20 protein-coding genes are annotated in these 19048 nt (G+C 74.2%); 9 read left to right on the forward strand and 11 right to left on the reverse strand.

Annotation, left to right across the window (positions count from 1 at the left end):
• Positions 1 to 30: 30 nt before the first annotated feature.
• Genes ACY3FI_RS09300 through ACY3FI_RS09325 form a run of 6 tightly spaced genes read left to right on the forward strand, consistent with a single transcriptional unit; the run spans position 31 to position 6090 of the window.
• Positions 31 to 1041 carry an alpha/beta fold hydrolase gene (locus ACY3FI_RS09300; protein ID WP_462547242.1) on the forward strand — a complete coding sequence of 337 codons (1011 nt, stop codon included), beginning with the start codon at positions 31 to 33 and terminating at the stop codon, positions 1039 to 1041.
• Positions 1038 to 2555, forward strand: a complete 1518-nt coding sequence (locus tag ACY3FI_RS09305; protein ID WP_462547243.1) for an ABC transporter substrate-binding protein — start codon at positions 1038 to 1040, stop codon at positions 2553 to 2555. Before ACY3FI_RS09300 ends, ACY3FI_RS09305 begins: the two co-directional genes overlap by 4 nt.
• 46 nt (positions 2556 to 2601) lie before the next feature.
• Positions 2602 to 3555 carry an ABC transporter permease gene (locus tag ACY3FI_RS09310; RefSeq protein WP_462547244.1) on the forward strand — a complete coding sequence of 318 codons (954 nt, stop codon included), beginning with the start codon at positions 2602 to 2604 and terminating at the stop codon, positions 3553 to 3555.
• Positions 3552 to 4523 (forward strand): ABC transporter permease, encoded by a 972-nt coding sequence (locus ACY3FI_RS09315; protein ID WP_462547245.1) that lies wholly within the window; start codon positions 3552 to 3554, stop codon positions 4521 to 4523. Before ACY3FI_RS09310 ends, ACY3FI_RS09315 begins: the two co-directional genes overlap by 4 nt.
• Positions 4520 to 5311, forward strand: coding sequence for an ABC transporter ATP-binding protein (locus ACY3FI_RS09320; protein ID WP_462547246.1), 792 nt, complete (start codon positions 4520 to 4522; stop codon positions 5309 to 5311). Before ACY3FI_RS09315 ends, ACY3FI_RS09320 begins: the two co-directional genes overlap by 4 nt.
• Positions 5308 to 6090, forward strand: a complete 783-nt coding sequence (locus ACY3FI_RS09325) for an ABC transporter ATP-binding protein (RefSeq protein WP_462547247.1) — start codon at positions 5308 to 5310, stop codon at positions 6088 to 6090. The genes ACY3FI_RS09320 and ACY3FI_RS09325 overlap by 4 nt, the downstream gene beginning before the upstream one ends.
• Positions 6091 to 6162: 72 nt before the next feature.
• Here the strand turns inward: ACY3FI_RS09325 and ACY3FI_RS09330 are convergent, their stop codons facing one another.
• The 5 genes from ACY3FI_RS09330 to ACY3FI_RS09350 all read right to left on the reverse strand — a co-directional run bounded on the left by ACY3FI_RS09330 (position 6163) and on the right by ACY3FI_RS09350 (position 10550).
• Positions 6163 to 7602, reverse strand: coding sequence for an amidase (locus ACY3FI_RS09330; RefSeq protein ID WP_462547248.1), 1440 nt, complete (start codon positions 7600 to 7602; stop codon positions 6163 to 6165).
• Between the two features lie 9 nt (positions 7603 to 7611).
• Complete coding sequence (locus ACY3FI_RS09335) at positions 7612 to 8712, reverse strand: hypothetical protein (RefSeq protein WP_462547249.1); 1101 nt, start codon at positions 8710 to 8712, stop codon at positions 7612 to 7614.
• A gap of 93 nt (positions 8713 to 8805) precedes the next feature.
• Positions 8806 to 9708, reverse strand: a complete 903-nt coding sequence (locus ACY3FI_RS09340) for an NmrA family NAD(P)-binding protein (RefSeq protein ID WP_462547250.1) — start codon at positions 9706 to 9708, stop codon at positions 8806 to 8808.
• A gap of 124 nt (positions 9709 to 9832) precedes the next feature.
• Positions 9833 to 10129, reverse strand: a complete 297-nt coding sequence (locus ACY3FI_RS09345; RefSeq protein WP_462547251.1) for a hypothetical protein — start codon at positions 10127 to 10129, stop codon at positions 9833 to 9835.
• Positions 10130 to 10181: 52 nt separating this feature from the next.
• Entirely contained in the window at positions 10182 to 10550 is a 369-nt protein-coding gene (locus ACY3FI_RS09350; RefSeq protein WP_462547252.1) for a VOC family protein, read from the reverse strand.
• Positions 10551 to 10611: 61 nt separating this feature from the next.
• Between ACY3FI_RS09350 and ACY3FI_RS09355 the strand changes: the two genes are divergently transcribed.
• Positions 10612 to 11052, forward strand: coding sequence for a MarR family winged helix-turn-helix transcriptional regulator (locus tag ACY3FI_RS09355; protein WP_462547253.1), 441 nt, complete (start codon positions 10612 to 10614; stop codon positions 11050 to 11052).
• 44 nt (positions 11053 to 11096) lie between these two features.
• On the opposite strand, the gene ACY3FI_RS09360 is transcribed toward ACY3FI_RS09355, so the two are convergent.
• On the reverse strand, positions 11097 to 11513 hold the full coding sequence (locus ACY3FI_RS09360) for an HIT family protein (RefSeq protein ID WP_462547254.1): 417 nt from the start codon (positions 11511 to 11513) through the stop codon (positions 11097 to 11099).
• Between the two features lie 114 nt (positions 11514 to 11627).
• On the opposite strand from ACY3FI_RS09360, the gene ACY3FI_RS09365 reads away from it, so the two are divergent.
• Positions 11628 to 13301 (forward strand): ABC-F family ATP-binding cassette domain-containing protein, encoded by a 1674-nt coding sequence (locus ACY3FI_RS09365; RefSeq protein ID WP_462547255.1) that lies wholly within the window; start codon positions 11628 to 11630, stop codon positions 13299 to 13301.
• Between the two features lie 21 nt (positions 13302 to 13322).
• Here the strand turns inward: ACY3FI_RS09365 and ACY3FI_RS09370 are convergent, their stop codons facing one another.
• Genes ACY3FI_RS09370 through ACY3FI_RS09380 form a run of 3 tightly spaced genes read right to left on the reverse strand, consistent with a single transcriptional unit; the run spans position 13323 to position 16702 of the window.
• Positions 13323 to 14588 carry a cytochrome P450 gene (locus ACY3FI_RS09370; protein ID WP_462547256.1) on the reverse strand — a complete coding sequence of 422 codons (1266 nt, stop codon included), beginning with the start codon at positions 14586 to 14588 and terminating at the stop codon, positions 13323 to 13325.
• 27 nt (positions 14589 to 14615) lie between these two features.
• Positions 14616 to 15161 (reverse strand): gluconokinase, encoded by a 546-nt coding sequence (locus tag ACY3FI_RS09375; RefSeq protein WP_462547257.1) that lies wholly within the window; start codon positions 15159 to 15161, stop codon positions 14616 to 14618.
• Positions 15158 to 16702, reverse strand: a complete 1545-nt coding sequence (locus ACY3FI_RS09380; RefSeq protein ID WP_462547258.1) for a GntP family permease — start codon at positions 16700 to 16702, stop codon at positions 15158 to 15160. The genes ACY3FI_RS09375 and ACY3FI_RS09380 overlap by 4 nt, the downstream gene beginning before the upstream one ends.
• 202 nt (positions 16703 to 16904) lie before the next feature.
• Between ACY3FI_RS09380 and ACY3FI_RS09385 the strand changes: the two genes are divergently transcribed.
• Positions 16905 to 17603, forward strand: coding sequence for a FadR/GntR family transcriptional regulator (locus ACY3FI_RS09385; RefSeq protein WP_462547259.1), 699 nt, complete (start codon positions 16905 to 16907; stop codon positions 17601 to 17603).
• Positions 17604 to 17641: 38 nt separating this feature from the next.
• Here ACY3FI_RS09385 and ACY3FI_RS09390 read toward each other — a convergent pair whose 3' ends face one another.
• Positions 17642 to 18250 carry a GNAT family N-acetyltransferase gene (locus ACY3FI_RS09390; RefSeq protein ID WP_462547260.1) on the reverse strand — a complete coding sequence of 203 codons (609 nt, stop codon included), beginning with the start codon at positions 18248 to 18250 and terminating at the stop codon, positions 17642 to 17644.
• Positions 18251 to 18365: 115 nt separating this feature from the next.
• Positions 18366 to 19046, reverse strand: coding sequence for a uracil-DNA glycosylase (locus ACY3FI_RS09395; RefSeq protein ID WP_462550342.1), 681 nt, complete (start codon positions 19044 to 19046; stop codon positions 18366 to 18368).
• Between the last annotated feature and the right edge of the window lie 2 nt (positions 19047 to 19048).

Genomic DNA, 19048 nt, shown 5'->3' on the forward strand with positions numbered 1-19048 from the left:
GGCACATCGGGCGATGGGATGATCGTCTCCGTGTCCGAAGCACCCCACGACGAGTTCGCCGACCTGGCCGACCTAGCCCATGCGAGTGGCCTGACGGAGCCGCTGCGCGCCTCCAGACAGGTGGTCCGCACCGACGACGGACAGGAGACCGCGGCGATCCGGTGGACCACGGCGGACGGCCGGGAGGCGCGGATCACCTACCTGCACGGGCTCGGCATCGACGCGCACAGCTTCGACCACACCGCGCTCGCCGTCGGTGAGCCGGCGGTCGCCCTCGACCTGCCCGGCCACGGCCGGTCCGGCTGGCGCGAGGACGCGGACTACGCCGCGTCCGCGACGGCGCCGAGCGTGCTGGCCGCGCTCGACGCCCTCGGCGTTCCGCCGGGCATCCTGGTGGGGCACTCGCTCGGGGCGATCCTCGCGGCACGCCTCGCCGCGACCGCTCCCGAGCGCGTCACCGGACTCGTGCTCGTCGACATGTCGCCGGACTTCGCGCAACGCGCGGTGGAGCGGATCGCCCGCGCCCTGGAGGCCGAGGAGCCGTTCACCGACCTCGAGCAGGTCGTCGACCGGGCCGTCGAGGCGCGCGTCGGCGACGACCGCGAGGTCCTCCGTCGGGAAGCGCGGCACACGACGGTGCTCGGCGCGGACGGCCGACTCGTGCGCCGGCACCACTTCCCGCACCTCCCCGCCGGCCGGACCTCGTCGGTGGGGCGGTTCGCGGACGCCTGGCCCGACCTCGATGCGCTCGACGTGCCGATCCTCCTCGTCCGCGGCGACCGGGGCTACGTCTCGCCGAAGCTCCTCGCGCAGTTCACCGAACGGCTGCCGGCGGCCGAGGTGGTCACGGTCGAGGCCCGCCACGCGGTGCAGAACCAGGCACCCCGCGAACTCGCTGCCGCGATCCGGGCATGGGCGGAGCGGCACGCGTTGTTGCACCCGATCGAAGAACCGTCGTCCGGAACCCCAGACGGCCGGTACCCTCGTGCGAGCACGCGAGCAGAACCCGCCTCGCGCCCGGAAGGAACCCACACCCCATGAGTCCGCTCCTCCCCCGCCGAACCACCCTCCGTCGGGCCGTGCTCGGCGCCACGGCCGTCGCCGTCGCGTCGGCCCTCGCGCTGACCGGGTGCTCCGGCTCGTCCGACCGCGAGGGTGGCGACGACGCCACCGTGCGCGTCGGCCTCGTGCTCGAACCGACGAGCCTCGACATCCGCACCCAGTCCGGCGCCGCGCTCGACCAGGTGCTGATCGACAACGTGTACCAGGGCCTGGTCGGGCGCACGCAGGACGGCGACGTCCGCGACGTCCTCGCCGCGTCGCACGAGGTCTCCGCGGACGGCAGGACGGTCACCTTCACGCTCCGCAATGGCATCACGTTCCAGGACGGCAAGCCGGTGACCGCGGACGACGTCGTGTGGTCACTACAGCAGGCGAAGGCGAACGACTCCTACGTCGACTCCGCCAAGCTCGCGACCGTGTCGGACATCTCGTCGCCGTCGGCCGGGGTCGTCCGACTCCAGCTGCCGAAGCCCGACTCCGATCTGCTCTGGAACCTGACGGGCCGCGCCGGCCTCGTGTTCGAGCGCGCGGCGAAGAACGACCTCGCCGACTCCGCGAACGGCACCGGTCCGTTCGAGGTCTCGTCGTGGAAGCAGGGCGACTCGCTGACGTTCAGCCGGAACCCCGACTACTGGGGCACGAAGCCGAAGGTCGGCAAGATCGTCTTCCGCTACATCACCGACCCGTCGACCGCGGTGAACGCGATGGCGGACGGCGACCTCGACGTCCTCAACCCCGTCGACGGCACGCTGAAGAGCCAGCTCGAGGGCAACGCCGACATCGCGCTGCACTCCGGCAAGACGACGGACAAGTACACGCTCGCGTTCAACGACGCCCAGGCGCCGATCACGGACAAGCGGGTGCGGCAGGCGATCCGGCAGGCGATCGACCCGAAGGCGCTCATCAAGGCGATCGGCGGGACCGGCGTCGAGCAGGGCGGCCCGATCCCGGAGCTCGACCCCGGGTACGAAGACCTGACGTCCATCGACGCGTACGACCCGGCGAACGCGAAGCAGCTGCTCGCTGCAGCGAACGCGAAGGACCTCGAGCTGACGCTGACCTACGCGAACGTCTACCCGGCGACGATCGGCGACGTGCTCAAGTCGCAGCTCGCCGACGTCGGCATCACGCTGCGCGTCGAGCGCGTCGACTTCACCACGTGGCTGGATCAGGTCTTCAAGAAGAAGGACTTCCAGCTCTCGATGGTCGACCACGTCGAGGCGCGCGACTTCGGCAACTGGGCGAACCCCGCTTACTACTTCGGGTACGACAACCCCGAGGTGCAGGCGCTGTACGCCGAGTCCATCGCCACGACCTCCGAGTCGGAGAAGGAGGCGGCGCTCCGCAAGGCCGCGAGGATCGTCAGCGAGGACGCCGCCGGCGAGTGGCTGTACACCGCGACCGAGATCACCGCGGTGCGGAAGGGCGTCACGGGCTTCCCGGTCGACGGCGGCAACTCCCGCCTCGACCTGGCGGGGCTCGCGGTCAAGTGATCCGCGGCGGGCGGACGCCGAGCCACGCTCCCGTAGCATCGGTGGCGTGACCCGGTTCCTGATCGGCCGCGTGCTGCTGCTCGCGGTCGGCCTGCTCGGCGCGAGCGTGATCATCTTCGCGACCCTGCGGGTCCTGCCCGGCGACGTCGCACAGGTCGTCGCCGGTACCCAGTCCACGCCCGCGCAGGTCGCCGAACTCCGACAGCAGCTCGGCCTCGACCGACCGGTGGTCGCCCAGTACCTCGACTGGATCGGCGGGCTCTTCCGCGGCGACCTCGGGACCTCGCTCGTGACCGGCGGACGGGTCGCCCCCGAGATCGCGCAGAAGCTCGCCGTGACGCTGCCGCTCGCGGGGCTCTCGCTCCTCGCGGCGCTGGTGCTCGGCGTCCCGCTCGGGGTGCTCGCCGCGGTGCTCCGGAAGCGTCCGGGCGGCGTCGTCATCACGTTCGTCGCCCAGGCCGTCGCCGCGGTGCCGGTCGTCTGGGCGGGCATGCTCCTGGTCGCCCTGTTCGCGGTGACGCTGCACTGGCTGCCGACCCAGGGCTTCCCGCTCGACGGGTGGGGCGAGCCGGGTCGGGCCTTCGCGGCGCTCGTGCTCCCGGCGCTGACGATCGGCGCGGTCGAGGGTGCGGTGATCCTCCGCTTCACCCGGTCCGCGACACTGTCCGTGCTCGACGCCGACCACGTCCGGACCGCCGCGGCCGTCGGGCTCACCCGGACGCAGGCGCTGCTCCGACACGGACTGCCCTCGGTGGCACTGACGGTGCTCGCCGTGCTCGGCGTGCAGATCGCCGGACTCCTCGTCGGGGCCGTCGTCGTCGAGCAGCTCTTCTCGCTGCCCGGCGTCGGTCGGATGCTCGTCACCGACGTCGGTCGCCGCGACGTCACGAAGGTGCAGTCCGAGCTGTTCGTGCTCACCGGCCTCGTGCTGCTCGTCGGCTTCGCGGTCGACGTGGTGCACCGAGTGCTCGACCCCCGACAGCGGGAGGCCGCCGCATGATCCGCCGTCTCCTCGCCCGTCCGACGGGGGTGTTCGCCGTGGTGGTCCTCGGCCTGCTCGTCGTCCTCGCCGCGGTGTCGCTCGTCTGGACACCGCAGGACCCCTTCCGCACCGACCCGTACCAGCAGTGGGCGACGCCGAGCCCCGCACACTGGTTCGGCACCGACGCCGCCGGCCGGGACATCGCGAGCTACCTGCTCGCCGGCACCCGGACGACCGTGCTCGTGGCGGTCGGCTCGGGTGTGATCGCGAGCGCGGTCGGCATCGTCCTCACCGCGATCGGCTCGCTCAGCGTCCGGTGGGTCCGCGAGGGCACCGCCGTGCTGCTCGACATCCTCGTGGCGTTCCCGACGCTGCTCACCGCGATGCTCCTCACCGCGATCGCCGGCGGGTCGCTCGGCGTGGTGGTCGTCAGCGTCGGCCTGTCCTTCGGCGTGACGATCGCCCGCGTCGCACGGGGTGAGATCCGTCGCATCGCCCGGAGCGACTACGTGACGGCAGCGCGGGCGTCCGGCGTCGGCGGGGCCGGCGTGCTGTTCCGCCACCTCGTGCCGAACGCTGCGCCGCTGTTCACCGTGCAGCTCTCGCTCGCGATGGCGACCGCGGTCCTGGCCGAGGCGGGTCTGTCCTACCTCGGGTACGGCGCCGGGTCGGACACGGCGTCGTGGGGCAGTCTGCTGAGCGACCTGCAGACGTACATCGGGGTGCACCCGTGGAGCGCGGCGTGGCCCGGTGCGGCGATCGCGCTCGTGGTGGCGGCGCTGTCGCTGCTCGGCGACGCGGTGCGGGACGCGACGGACCCGCGACTGACGACCGGCGACCGGACGGCATGCGGCCGCGCCGACGGCGACGACCGCGGCGCCGGCGGACCCGCCGCGCCGGGTGCCGGCGTCACCAGCACCAGCACCAGCACCAGCGGCGGCACCAGCACCGACCGCGCAGCAGCCGGACCCGGGGTGACCGCATGACGGACGCGACGGGCGGGCTCGAGGTCCGCGGTCTGACGGTCCGCACCACCCGCCGGACGATCCTCGACGACGTGACGTTCACCGTGCCTCCCGGCCGACGCCTCGGCGTCATCGGTGCCTCCGGCTCCGGCAAGTCGATGACCTCGCTCGCGCTCATGGGCCTCGAGCCGACCGGCACGACCGTCACGGGCAGCATCCGGCTCGACGGCACCCAGCTCGTCGGCCTGCCCGACCGCGAGCGCGCGCGGCACCGCGGGAGCGGCATCGCGATGGTCTTCCAGGAGCCCGCGACCGCCCTCGACCCGCTCCGGAGGGTGGGCGCGCAGATCGCCGAGCCGCTCCGGCTGCACCGCGCACTCGACCGCCGGGCCGCCAGGAGCGCCGCGATCGACCTTGCGACCTCGGTCGGGCTGCCCGATCCGGCGTCGCTGCTGCGGCAGTACCCGCACCAGCTCTCCGGCGGCCAGCGGCAGCGCATCTGCATCGCGATGGCGCTGGCCGGCGACCCGGCGTTCATCGTGGCGGACGAACCCACCACCGCGCTCGACGTCACCACCGAGGCGCGCGTGCTCGACCTGTTCGCCGGGCTCACCGCGGGCATGGTGTTCGTCACGCACGACCTCGCCGTGCTCGCCCGGATCGCCGACACCGCCGTCGTGCTCGACGCCGGCCGGGTCGTCGAGGAGGGCCCGGTCAGCGCGCTCCTCGCCGCCCCGCAGCACGCCGCCACGCGGGCCCTCGTCGAGGCCGCCCGCGCCACCGCCCGTCGTACCGGAGGCCACGCATGACCGACGCACTGCGCGCCAGCGGTCTCCACCGCACGTACCGCCTCCCGCGCCGCGGCCCCTTCGAGCCGGGCCCACTCCGCACGGCGGTCGACGGGGTCGACCTGACGGTCGCCGCCGGGTCACGGCTCGGCATCGTCGGCGAGTCCGGTTCCGGCAAGTCGACCCTGGTGCGGCTGCTCGCCGGACTGGAGGCGCCCAGCGCCGGGTCCGTGTCGGCCGGCGGTCGTCCCGTGGTCGCCACCACCTCCGCGCGCGCGATGCGGTGGTTCCGTCGCGAGACCGGGGTGGTGTTCCAGGACCCGTACGCCTCGCTCGACCCCCGGATGCGCGTGGGTGCGATCGTCGCCGAGCCGCTCCGCGCGCTCCGGGCGCCGGGGTCGCATCCCGACCTGGTCCGCGAGGTGCTGGCGCGGGTCGACCTCCCGGCGGACGCTGCCGAGCGGTACCCGCACGAGTTCTCCGGCGGGCAGCGGCAGCGCATCGCGATCGCACGAGCGGTGGTGCACTCGCCGCGGATCCTGTTCGGGGACGAGCCGATGAGCGCCCTCGACGTCGTGGTCCGCGCCCGCGTGATCGACCTGTTCCGCTCGCTCGCCGACGACCTCGGGCTGACACTCGTGCTCGTGTCGCACGACATCGGCGTGGTGCAGCGGCTGTGTGACACCGTCGCGGTGATGTCGGCGGGGCGGATCGTCGAACACGGGCCCGTGCGGCTGCTCGACGCGCCGCAGCACCCCGTCACGCAGGCGCTCGTCGCGGCGGCGCCGACGCTGCCGTAGGGGCGCGCGCCGCGGGGCCGCGGCTCGGCCTCGGCCTCCGCCTCGGCCTCGGCCTCGGCCTCGGCCGCACCCTCACCACATCGCGGGGTGCCGCCGCTGCCACCGCAGCCGCCGCTCGAGCTGCGCCCCGATGGCGAGCAGCACGCGCTCCCCGCCCGGTCGCCCGATCAGCTGCACCCCCATCGGCAGCCCCGCACCGTCGGGGTGCCCCTCGTCCGTGACCCCGACGGGCAGCGTGATCGCGGGCAGCCCCGCCACGTTCGCCATCGAGGTCCACGGCGAGTACGCGCACTGGCGCCGGAAGTCCTCCTCCGGGTCGTCGCCGTACCAGCCGAGCGGACGCGGGGTCAGCGCGAGCGTCGGCGTGAGCACGGCGTCGAACCGGCCGAACGCGCCGATGAGCGCCGCCGAGAACGTGTCGAGCGCCGTCATCGCGTCGAGGACCTGCGTGCCGCTGAGCGCCCGACCGCGCGACACGAGCCAGGCCACGAGCGGAGTCGCCCGGGTCAGGTCGATCCCGGGCACGAGGGGCAGCCGCGCGGCGCTCGACTCCCACGCGACCCGGAAGGCGTCGGCGTACGGCACCCGCGGCATCGCGAGCTCCTCGACGCCGTGGCCGACCTCGCCGAGCACCCGCACGGCGGTCTCGACGGCGGCACGGGCGGCCGGGTCGACCACGACGTCGACGGTGTCGTCCCACGGCGACCCGTCGAGCAGTCCGACGACGAAGCGTCCCTCGCCCCGGACGGCCGCCGCGGTGAAGGGTCCCTCGCCGACCTCGGGCGTGACGAGCGCGTACGGCTGCGGTTCGGCCAGCCCGGTCGGTGCGACGAGCGCGTCGAGGAGCATGCCGGCGTCGGCGACGTTCCGCGTGATCGGCCCGGCGACGCTCAGCCCGCCGACGCCGGAACGCCCGGGCATCGACGGCACACGGCCCCGACTCGGCTTCAGCCCGACGAGGCCGGTGGCCGCCGCGGGGATCCGCACCGATCCCCCGCCGTCCGTCCCGACCGCGGCGGGCACGAGTCCGGCCGCGACGGCCACCGCGGTACCGCTCGACGACCCGCCGGGTGCCCGCGAGGTGTCGTACGGGTTCCGGGTCACGCCGAAGCGGGTCTCGGACGACGAGGACATGCCGAACTCGGGCGTCGTCGTCTTGCCGAGGCTCACCGCGCCAGCCGCGTCGAGCGCGGCCACCAGGGGCGCGTCCGCCGTCGCGGGCGTCACCGGGAGCGTGGCGCTGCCGCTGCGCGTGGGGACGCCGGCGCGGTCGTACAGGTCCTTGTCGGCGGACGGGAGGCCCCACAGCGGTCGCGACGTCGGCACGCGGTCGCCGAGGTGGTCCGCTCGGTCGCGCGCGGACTCCGCGGTCACGGTCACGAAGGCGCCGAGGTCCGGGTCGAGCCGGGCGATCCGGTCGAGGTAGTGGTCGGTCGCCTCGCGCGCGGTCGCCTCACCGCGGCGGATCCAGTCCCAGAGTTCCTGTGCGGCGAGGTGGTGGAGTTCGAACACGACCCGAGCCTAACCACGCCCCGGTGGCAGCCCCGGGTCGTGATGCCGCCGTCGCGTCCTCCGGTCGAGCAGGGTGGTCACCGCCGCGGCGCCGAGCACGAACCCGACCGCCGCGGCGAGCAGCCGAGCCTCCGGGTACCCGTGCGCGACCAGGAAGCCGACCGTGGCGACGCCACCCCCGGCGAGCACCGCGGACGCGAGTCCGCGCAGCGCCGAGCGCTGCCAGCCGAGCCGGAGTGCCGCGACGACGACCACCACGCCCGCGACCGCCGAGACGGGCGCCGCGCCGAACCCGATGCCGTACCGGAGCGGCAGCGCCGGCACCGCGAAGCACGCGAGGAACCAGCCGAGCGACGCCATCGCCGACGCGGTCAGCGGTCCGGCCACACCGCCGTGAGCACGAGCAGCCGCCCAGCGGGCCACGGCGAGCGCCACGGCCGCGCAGCCCACCACCGGCAGCCAGCGGAGCAGGTGCGCGGTGTTGTAGAGCGTGGCCACGTCGTAGACGGCGAGCACGAGGCAGCCCAGCGCCGCCGTCGACACCGTCGCGCTGACCGGACCGGGCGCGAGGCGGTCCCCGGTGCCGAGCAGGGGCAGTGCGAGCGCCGTGCCGACGCCCGACACGATGCGGAGCACCACGTCCACGGTGGTCCAGGGGTTGTGCAGGTCGAGTTCGACGAGACAGAACACCGCGGTCCACGAGGCCGTGAGCCACCACCGCGCGGCGATCACCCGCGCGGCGGTCTCGGCGCTCCACCACCGGCAGACGAGCAGGTACGCGAGCACGACGAAGGGCAGCTCGAGCACGGCCTGCACGTGCAGCACGGTCCACGGCCAGGCGGGCAGGTGCTCGGCGAGGGGTCCGAGGTCGGCGAGGTCGAACCAGCCGGGTGGCAGCCAGCGGGTGACCCGCGAGGGGTCGCCGCCCCACCGCTGTGCGACGAACGCGGTGACGAGGACCTGGTTCACGCCGAACAGCGCGACGACGACCGCGAGCCACGTGCCCGGGTGGCGCAACGCGCCGCTGTGGCCCGGGACGACCGTCGGACGCAGGCGGGGCACGACGACCACGGCGACGATCGTCGTCGCGACGATGAGTGCTGCGAGCACGCGCGCCCCCTCCCCGGTGCCGGACCACCGTAGCGCGCGCCGCCCGGACCACCCACCGACGCCGCGGGTGGACCACCTGGGCCGTCGCCCCGGTCAGCCGCCGAGGTGCGCCGCGAGCACGTCCGCCACGGTGGTCCACTGCTGCTCGCCGTAGCGGTCGTTCCGGACGTGGTGTAGCTCGGCCTCGCCGCTGAACATGCTCACGAAGTACTGCATCCCCTGCCACGCCGGGAACGGCTCGCGGTCGTCCGCCTCGGACAGGGTCCGTCCGACGCGGGCCATCGCCGACAGGGTGCCCGCGGTCCCCGCCCACTGCAGCCGGAAGGCCGTGCCGGTGAGTCGCGACATGGTGTCCGCGATGCTCCGCGAGGTCACCCGGTCGCCGGCGACCTCGACGACCCGTGGGGCCGCCGGGTCGAGCGCCACGAGGGCGGTCGTCCGGGCGACGTCGTCCTTCGTGGTGAAGTCGAGGGTCTGGTCGGGCGACGACCAGTAGAGCACCCGTCGTCGGTCGAAGAGCACGAGCGGCGCCTGGCCGGTGAGCATGTCGGTGAAGGCGCCGTTCAGGACGCTCGTGGCCCGGACGGGTGCGGCGTCGAGGGTGGCCGCGAACTCGCGGCGCAGCTCGAAGTTCCGGTTCGTGCCCGGGGTGATGCTGCGGTAGTCGGCCGAGTAGTCGGAGGGGACGAACCTGGGGACGCCGGCCTCCACGGCGGCGGCGAGCAGCGCCTCCTGGGCGTCCACGATGACGGGACGGGTCCCGCTGACGGCGGAGACGACCACGTCGACGCCCGTCAGGGCGGCGACGAGCGCCCGTCGGTCCGTGTACGCGGCGGCGACCACCTCGACGCGGTCGTCGGTGGCGAGGCGCGCTGCGGCGGGTGACCCGGAGGAGCGGGTGAGGACGCGGATGCGGACGTCGTGGTCGAGGAGGGCACGGACGATGCGCGTGCCGAGGTCGCCGGTCGCGCCGGCGACGAGGACGGTGGTGGTCATGTCGTCCACGCTACGGACGGCGGTCGGGTGGTGACCGGGCGTCGGACGGGAGGCACGGTGCGGGTCGTGCGCCGCGCCTCCGGTCCGACCCGGCGCGGGTCCGGTGCCCGGGCCGGTCCCGCGGTCAGCGTGCGTCGAGTCGGCCGCGGCCGACCGGCAGCCACGGCGAGCGGTACGTGAGCCGGTCGGCGTCACCGACCGCGAGGGTGGCGTCGCCGGACCGCCAGACACGGTTGAAGCGGTAGACGCCGAGCACGGTGGCGCCGTCGGCCGGGACGGCCCACGTACCGGTCCCCCACTGTGCCGGGTGCCCGACCCCGTCGATCGTGACGGTGGGACGGGCGAACCACGTGCACGCGGGACGTTCGATGGTCAGCTCGATGCGTCGCTGGGTCGTGCCGGACGGCCGTGTCGGTTCCACGGTCGCAGCCTACGGGGCCGTGTCGGGCGCACCGGTCGCAGCGGCGTCGGCGTCAGGCCCGGTCGTGCAGCGTGATCCGGTACCCGTCCGGGTCGGCGAACGTGAAGGTGCGACCGAAGGGCCCGTCGAACGGATCGGTGACGATGGTGTGGCCGTCGGCGGCGAGGGCGTCGTGGATCGCCTGCACGTCGGTGGCGTGCAGCCAGACCGCGGTGCCGAGGCCGGGCTGCTCGACGCCGTCGAGGTCCGTGTCCGGTGCGAGGTCGCGCAGCGCGAAGGCGATCGGGGTGGTGGTGAACACGACGGCGTGCGGCGGGCCGGCGGGCGAGCGGACGAGGCCGAGGTAGCGCTCGTAGAACGCCTGCGAGGCGGCGAGGTCACGGGTCTGCAGGGAGACGAAGTCGGGGCCGGTGACGGGCATGGGGAGCTCCTTCGGTTGATGTCAGGTTCCTGACATGACGAGCGTATGTCAGACTGCTGACATGCGTCAAGACGACGGCATCGACCTCGACACCTCGCTCGGCTACCTCCTCAAGGAGGCCTCGAGCGCGCTCCGCACCGCGATGGAGGAGGTGCTCCGGCCCCTCGGCATGACCGTCACGCACTACTCCTGCCTCGAGCTCCTCGCGCAGCGCCCCGGCCTGTCGAACTCCGAGCTCGCCCGCGGCGCGTTCGTCACCCGGCAGACGATGAACGTGCTCCTGCAGGCGCTCGAGCGCGACGGCACGGTGACCCGCACGTCCGAGGCCGCCGTCGGTCGGGCGATCCCGACGCAGCTCACCGAGCAGGGGCGGCGGGACCTCGCCCGGGCGACGGCCGCGGTGCGGGGCGTCGAGGTGCGGATGCTCTCCGGCATGACGAGCACCGAGCAGACCGCGGCGTTCCGGAGCCTGCGGAGCATGATCGACGCCCTGCGGGGCTGACGCGGCGCGGTGCGGCTCACGGGGCTGACGCAGCGCGCCACCGCTCAGTCGAACATCTCGGCGAGGGCCGCGTGCGGGTCCCCCTCGACGACGTGCGCCGAGGGCGGTTCCGGCCAGTGCACCGTGCCGTCGTCCGGCCAGCACGGCAGGACGTGGAGGTGCAGGTGTCGCACGCTCTGCCCGGCGTCCGCGCCGGAGGCCTGGAGCACGACCACCCCGGTCGCACCGAGCGCCGCGCGCATCGCCCGCCCCACCCGTCGGGCGAGCGCCGTCGTCGCCGCGAGGGCGACCGGCCCGGCCTCGAGGAGGTCGTCGCTGTGCTCCACCGGCACGACGAGCGTGTGCCCGGGGGCGAGCGCCGACCCGGGCAGCGGGGCGAAGGCGACGGCGTGCTCCTCGCGCTCGACCCAGACGGCGGGCTCGTCGCCGGCGACGATGCGGCAGAAGACACAGGCGTCCATCCGACCAGTCTGCCCGGCCACAGGTGTCGGGCGGTCTGCTCGACACCTGCGGACGGACCGCTCTGCGCCCCGGCCGCGTCCGGCACGCGGTTCGGCGCATGGGACGATGGGCGGATGACCGCCACGCTCGTCGCCAAGGGCCTCGCCGGCGGGTACGCCGCCCGCACGCTGTTCGAGGGGCTCGACCTCACCGTCGCCCCCGGGGACGTCATCGGCCTCGTCGGCGTGAACGGTGCGGGCAAGTCGACCCTGCTCCGCCTGCTCGCCGGCGTCGACGAGCCCCTCGCGGGCACCGTCTCGCTCGCCCCGACCGACGCGTTCGTGGGCTGGCTGCCGCAGGAGCACGACCGCGTGCCGGGTGAGACCGTCGCGGGCTACGTCGGACGACGTACCGGGTGCGCCGAGGCCACCCGGGCGATGGACGAGGCCGCCGCGGCCCTCGGTGACCCCGACGCGGGCGACGCCGCCGCGGACCGGTACTCGGCGGCGCTCGAACGGTGGCTCGCGGCCGGGGCGGCGGACCTCGAGGAGCGGCTGCCCGCCGTGCTCGCCGACCTCGGCCTCGACAGCTCCGACGCTGTCGACGGATCGACGACGGTGGGGCCGGAGTCGCTCATGACGGGGCTCTCCGGTGGCCAGGCGGCCCGGGTCGGGCTCGCCGCCCTCCTGCTCTCCCGGTTCGACGTCGTGCTGCTCGACGAGCCGACGAACGACCTCGACCTCGACGGCCTGGAACGCCTCGAGGCCTTCGTGCGGAGCCTCCGCGGCGGTGCCGTGCTCGTCAGCCACGACCGCGAGTTCCTCGCCCGCTCCGTCACCGCCGTGCTCGAACTCGACCTCGCGCAGTCGTCCCACCGCCTGTTCGGCGGTGGCTACGACGCCTACCTCGAAGAGCGCGAGATCGCCCGGCAGCACAAGCGCGATGCGTACGACGAGTACGCGGCGACCAAGGCCGACCTGACCGCGCGTGCCCGCACGCAGCGGGAGTGGTCGAGCCAGGGCGTCCGGAACGCGATGAAGAAGAACCCGGACAACGACAAGATCCGCCGCCGCGCCGCCAGCGAGTCGAGCGAGAAGCAGGCGCAGAAGGTCCGGCAGATGGAGTCCCGGATCGCCCGGCTCGACGAGGTCGAGGAACCGCGCAAGGAGTGGCAGCTCGAGTTCACGATCGGGAGCGCCCCGCGGTCCTCCGCGGTCGTCGCCACCCTGGCGAACGCCGTCTTCACCCAGGGCGACTTCACCCTCGGCCCGGTGTCCCTGCAGGTCACCGGCGGGGACCGCATCGGCATCACCGGCCCGAACGGCGCCGGCAAGTCGACGCTGCTGCGCGCCCTGCTCGGTCGGCAGGAGCCCACGTCGGGCACGGCCTCCCTCGGGTCGAGCGTCGCGATCGGCGAGATCGACCAGGCTCGGGCGGCGTTCACGGGCGAGCAGCCCCTCGCGGCGGCCTTCGAGGACCTCGTGCCGGAGTACGCGACCGCCGACGTCCGGACCCTGCTCGCCAAGTTCGGGCTCAAGGCCGACCACGTGAACCGCCCCGCGAGCGCGCTCTCGCCGGGCGAGCGCACCCGAGCGGGGCTCGCGCTGCTGCAGGCCCGCGGGGTGAACGTGCTCGTGCTCGACGAGCCGACGAACCACCTCGACCTCGCCGCGATCACGCAGCTCGAACAGGCGCTGGACTCCTACGACGGCACGCTGCTGCTCGTGACGCACGACCGCCGGATGCTCGAGACGGTGCGCCTCGACCGGCAGTGGTCCGTCGAGGCGGGGCACGTCACCGAGCGCTGAGCCGGGCGGTCGGGCCGCTGCTCAGTGGAACGGGCAGCGGCGGACCTCCCCGCCCGACGCCGGCTTCGTCGGCAGGCGTCGGCGGTCGACCTCGAGCCCCTCGTCGGCGATCCGCACGCGCGGGTCGCTGAGTGCTGCGACCGCTGCCGCCAACGCAGCGATCGCGACCTTCTCGCCCGGGCACCGGTGGCCGGTCGCGACGTCCGCGCCGCCGTGCGGGACGAACGCGGTGATCGCCTCGTAGTCGTCGACGCCCACGAACCGGGAGGGGTCGAACGTGCCGGCGTCCGACCACGAGCGGTCGTCGGTGTCCGTCCCGAGCACGTCGAGCACCACCCGGCCCCCGGCGGGCAGCCGTTCGCCGTCGAGCTCGACGTCCCGCGTCGCCCACGCCGGGAGCATCGGCACGAACGGCGCCGTGCGGCGGATCTCCTGCGCGAAGGCCACGGCGAGCGGCCCGTCGACCAGGGTCCCGCGGGCCGCGGTCTCCTCGGCGATCCGCTCCCGCCACTCCGGGTGGTCGTGCAGCTCCTTCGCGGCGAACGCGACGAACCGGGCGACGGCGACCGCGGGACGGAAGCTGTTCTGCAGCTCGATGCCGGCGAGCCGAGGAGGGAGCAGCGCCCCCTCCGGGTCCCGGTGCCACGCCCACTCGTACAACGCGGTGTGCGGTGCCGGGGTGAGCCGCCCGGCACGGACCGCCTGCACGAGCCGTGCCGCGTGCCGGTCCGACCAGTGCCGGTTCAGCACCGCGAGCAGGTACTCCGGTGAGTACGGCACGCCGAAGCCGTCGACGATCTGGGCGAGCCGCGCCGCCCAGCAGGTCCGGGCATCCGCGGTGCCGGGCAACCCCGCCCAGCGCATGACGGCGCGGCCGATCGCGCCCACGCCGGCGTCGTACGCGGACCGCTCCCCGCCGGCGAGCCAGGCGTCGAGCTCGGCGCGCCACTCCGCGTCGAGGAGCGGCGTCAGGAGCCGGACCTGCTCGTCCTCATAGGCGACGTCGACGAAGGTGGCCTTGCGGTGGTGGTGCTCCGCGCCGTCCAGGCTGTGCACCGAGCCGACGCCGAACAGCGTCCGCTGCACGATGGACGGCATCGCCCCGTGCCGCGCGGTGCGGTCACCGTCGTAGAACAGCTCGACGCCGTCGCTCCCCCGGACGAGGAGTGCCCGGCGCCCGAGCAGCCGGAACGGGACCGCGCGCGCACCGGGCCGCGTCCGGCGCCAGAGGTGTGCGCCGAACCCGTAGCCGCGGGTCAGGAGCGAGAGGGAGTCGTCGATCGCCATGCGTCCATGCTGCCGACCGTCCCCCGATCAGGCTCTCGGGGTCGCCCGGAGCGCGAGACGCTCCACGACCTCGGCGCCCTCCTCGGCCGGTGACCGGTCGGCGGCGACCGTGATGTGCGCCTCGTCGTCCTGCGGCGGCTCGAGCGTGGCGAGCTGGGACGCGAGCAACGACGTCGGCATGAAGTGCCCCGACCGTGCGGCCATCCGACCGGCGATGAGCTCGCCGTCCCCCGCGACGTGGACGAAGACCACGCCGGGGGCCCGGAGGACGTCCCGGTAGGAGCGCGTCAGCGCCGAGCAGGTCACCACCCCGGGCACACCGCCGTCGAGGTGCTCGCGGATCCACCCCGCGACGACGTCGAGCCACGGCCAGCGGTCCTCGTCGGTGAGCGGGGTGCCAGCGTGCATCTTGTCGACGTTCGCCTGTGGGTGCATGGCGTCGCCCTCGGCGAAGTCCCACCCGAGCTCGTCGGCCACGAGCTCGGCGACGGTGGACTTCCCCGAGCCGGAGACGCCCATCACGACGAGCACGCGGGCGTCGAGCCCCGCGTCGTCGGCAGCTGCCGTGCTCATCGGATGAACACCCCGGCGAGCAGCACGCCGGCCAGCCCGAACACCGAGATGAGGCACTCGAGCACCGTCCACGTCTTGAAGGTCTGCCCGACGGTGGTGTTGAGGTAGCCCTTCACCAGCCAGAAGCCCGCGTCGTTGACGTGCGACAGGAAGACCGAGCCGGCACCGATCGCGAGCACGAGCAGCGAGGTCATCGGCGAGGACAGGTCGTGCGCGATCGGGGCCATGATGCCCGCGGCCGTCACGGTCGCGACCGTCGCGGAGCCGGTCGCCACACGGACGAGCGCCGAGACGACCCAGGCCACCAGCAGCACGGATATCCCGGAGTCCTTCACGGCGTCCGCGATCACCCCGCCGATGCCGGTGTCGATGAGGACCTGCTTGAACCCGCCGCCCGCGCCGACGATGAGCAGCACGCCGGCGACCGGCGGCAGGGCGCTCTCGAGCGACCTCGACACCGCGGCACGGTCCATGCCGCCGCCGATCGCGAAGAAGACCATCGCGTAGACGGCCGCGATCCCGATGGCGATCATCGGCGACCCGAGGAAGTCGAGCAGGCTGACCCAGGCACCCGCGGCGTCGGGGGCGGTGGCCTCGCGGATCGCCTGGGCGAGCATGAGCACGACGGGCAGCAGGATGCCGACGAGCGCGACGGCGAAGGTCGGGGTGCGCGGCTCGCTGATCACGCGCGTGAAGTCGCTCTTGCCGTTCGGCAGCGAGGCGGTGTCCTGCGTCGCGGGGCCGCGCCGCGCCTCCCGGCCGTCGTGGGCGGGGTCCTGCGGACCGGAGCCGCCGCGCGAGCCGAAGATGTCGGGTGCGGGGATGTCGACCCAGCGCGCGGCGAAGCGGGCGAACACCGGGCCGGCGAGGACGATGACCGGGATCGCCAGGACGATGCCGAAGGCGAGCGTCGTGCCGAGGTTCGCGCCGACCGTCGAGATCGCGACGAGCGGGCCGGGGTGCGGCGGGACGAAGGCGTGCATCGTCGACAGCCCGACGAGCGCCGGCACCGCGATCTTCATGATCGGCACCTGGCTGCGCTTGGCGACGAGGACGATGATCGGGATGAGCAGGACGAGGCCGACCTCGAAGAACATCGGCAGGCCGATCAGCGCGCCGATGAGCGCCATCGTCCACGGCAGGGCAGCCGCCGAGGAGCGCCGGACGAGCGTGTCGACGACGCGGTCCGCAGCGCCGGAGTCGACGAGCATCTTGCCGAACATCGAGCCGAGGCCGACGAGGATGCCGACGCTCGTCATGGTCGCGCCGAAGCCGTTGCCGAAGCTCGTGACCGCCTGCGGCGGGGCGAGTCCGGCGCCGATCCCGACCCCGAGCGCACCGATCGTCAGCGCGATGAAGGGGTGCACCTTCAGCCAGGTGATGAGCACGATGATGACGACGATGCCGAGCAGCGCCGCGGTGATGAGCTGCCCGACCGGACCGGACGGGTCGACCGTGTCGGTCCCGCCGCCGTCGGCCGCGAGGACCGCCCCGAGGTGCGGGTCCGTGGGTCCGGGGAACGTGGAGAGCGCGTGAGGCATCGGTGCCCCTTCCTGGAGCCGCTGCCGCGCGGCTCCGTCGCCTTCTGCTGGTGCGGTCGGTGCGTGTACACGGCGACCGCAATAATCTGATTAATCAGACTACACGTCCGATCGCCGCGCGTCGCGCACTCCCGAGGGCAGTCTGCCGATTCGATGGGTCCTGCGTCACGACCACGCGTGACACGTACTGCACGGAGGAACGATGCCGATCGGACGCGGACTGCACTCGCAGCTGCTCGACGCCCTCGGGCAGCGCATCGTCGACGGCGACGTGGAACCCGGTTCGGTGCTGCGCCCCGAGGTCGTCGCGGACGAGTTCGGCGTGTCCCGGTCGGTCGTCCGCGAGGCCCTCCGCGTCCTCCAGTCGCTCGGCCTCGTCGAACCCCGGCAGCGGGTCGGCACGCAGGTGCTCGGCATCGGCTCGTGGGAACTGCTCGCGCCGACGGTGATCCGGTGGCGGGGCGCCTCCCCCGCGTACTTCGTGCAGCAGCGGGAGCTCCTCGAACTCCGGCTCGGCGTCGAGCCCGTCGCGGCGACCCTCGGCGCCGGCACCCCGGCAGCGCAGACCGTGCTCGACGCGGCGCTGGACATGACGGCGGCGTGCGGGCGGGACGACAGCCGGGCGTACCTGGAGGCGGACGTGCGGTTCCACCGGGCACTCCTCGCCGCGTCGGGCAACGCCGTGTTCACGCACTTCGCGGGCACCGTCGAGGCGCTCCTGCGCACCCGGACCTCGGAGTCGCGGGACACCATCACGGGGTGGACGCGCGCGGCGGCGGCACGGCACGAGACCGTCGGGCACGCGCTCGTCGCGGGCGACGCGGCGACGGCGTCCGCCGCGACCGCGGAGCTCGTCCGGGTGACGCGCGACGAGTTCATCGCCGAGGCGCCCGAGCGCTGAGCGCACTGCGTCCAGCGCGGCCGTCGTGGCGAGGGTCGCTAGCCCCGCCCGCGCTGGAACAGCCGGGGCCCACGCAACCGCAGGCGCATCGTGACGGTGCCGAGCCACCGGTCGTACTTGTAGCCGACCTTCCCCATCCGGCCGACCTCCTCGAAGCCGAGCCGTTCGTGCAGGCGGATCGAGGCCTCGGCCTGCCGGTCGGCGATGACGGCGACGACCTCACGGACGCCGGCGGCGCGGCACTCGTCGAGGAGCGCCTCCATGAGTGCCCGGCCCAGGCCCTTGCCGCCCGAGGCGGCCCCGAGGTAGATCGAGTCCTCGACGACGCGGTTCGAGCGGTCGCGGGGGTTCCACGGGTCGACGAGGGCGTACCCGAGGATCTGCCCGGCGGGGTTCTCGGCCACGAGGAACGGCAGGCCCCGACGCCGGATCTCGTCGTAGCGGCGCTTCCACGCGGCGAACGTGAACGCGGACGGGTCGAACGTCACCGATGAGTTGCGGACGTAGTGCGTGTGGATCTCGCGGACGTCCGGGAGGTCCCGCGGCTCCGCGGCGCGGATCGTGTACGTGAACGCGGCCTCCTGCGGGACGGGCGCGCGCAGGTGCCGGGGCAGGACCCGTCGTCGCTGGTATTCCTCCTCGAGCACGGGTCGAGCCTACGGGCTGTGCCCGCGCCGTCGCCGCCGCCGCGCGCCGTCGCACGGGCACCCGTGCGCCGTCGCCGCCGCCGCGCGCCGCCGCACGGGCACCCGGCTCGGCGGATCAGGCGGGGAGGGTCCAGTCGATCGGCGCGGCACCCTGCTCGGCGAGGAGCGCGTCGACCTGCGAGAAGGGTCGGCTGCCGAAGAACCCGCGCGACGCGCTGAGCGGGGACGGGTGCGCCGACGCGACGACCGGCGTGTCCCCGAGCAGCGGCCGGACGGTCGCGGCCTGCGCACCCCAGAGCACGGCGACCAGGGGCTTCCCACGCGCGACGAGCGCACGGACGGCCTGGTCGGTCACGGTCTCCCAACCCTTCCCGCGGTGGCTGCCCGCGGCGCCGGCCTCGACCGTCAGCACGCGGTTGAGCAGCAGGACGCCCTGCGACGACCACGCCCGGAGGTCACCGTGCTGCGGCGGCGTCACCCCGAGGTCGTCGTGCAGCTCGCGGTAGATGTTCGCCAGGCTCCGCGGGACCGGGCGCACGTCCGGGCCGACCGCGAAGGACAGGCCGATCGGGTGTCCGGGGGTCGGGTACGGGTCCTGGCCGACGACGAGCACCCGCACGGCGTCGAACGGGTCGGTGAACGCGCGGAGGACGTGGTCGCCGGCGGGCAGGTAGTGCCGTCCGGCAGCGACCTCGCCGCGGAGCCAGTCGCCCATCCGGTGCACGTCGGCCTCGACCGGCGCGAGCGCCTCGGCCCAACCCGGGTCGACGAGGTCGGCGAGCGGTCGGGGCTGCACCA

The sequence above is a fragment of the Curtobacterium sp. RM9 genome (genome assembly GCF_054956955.1).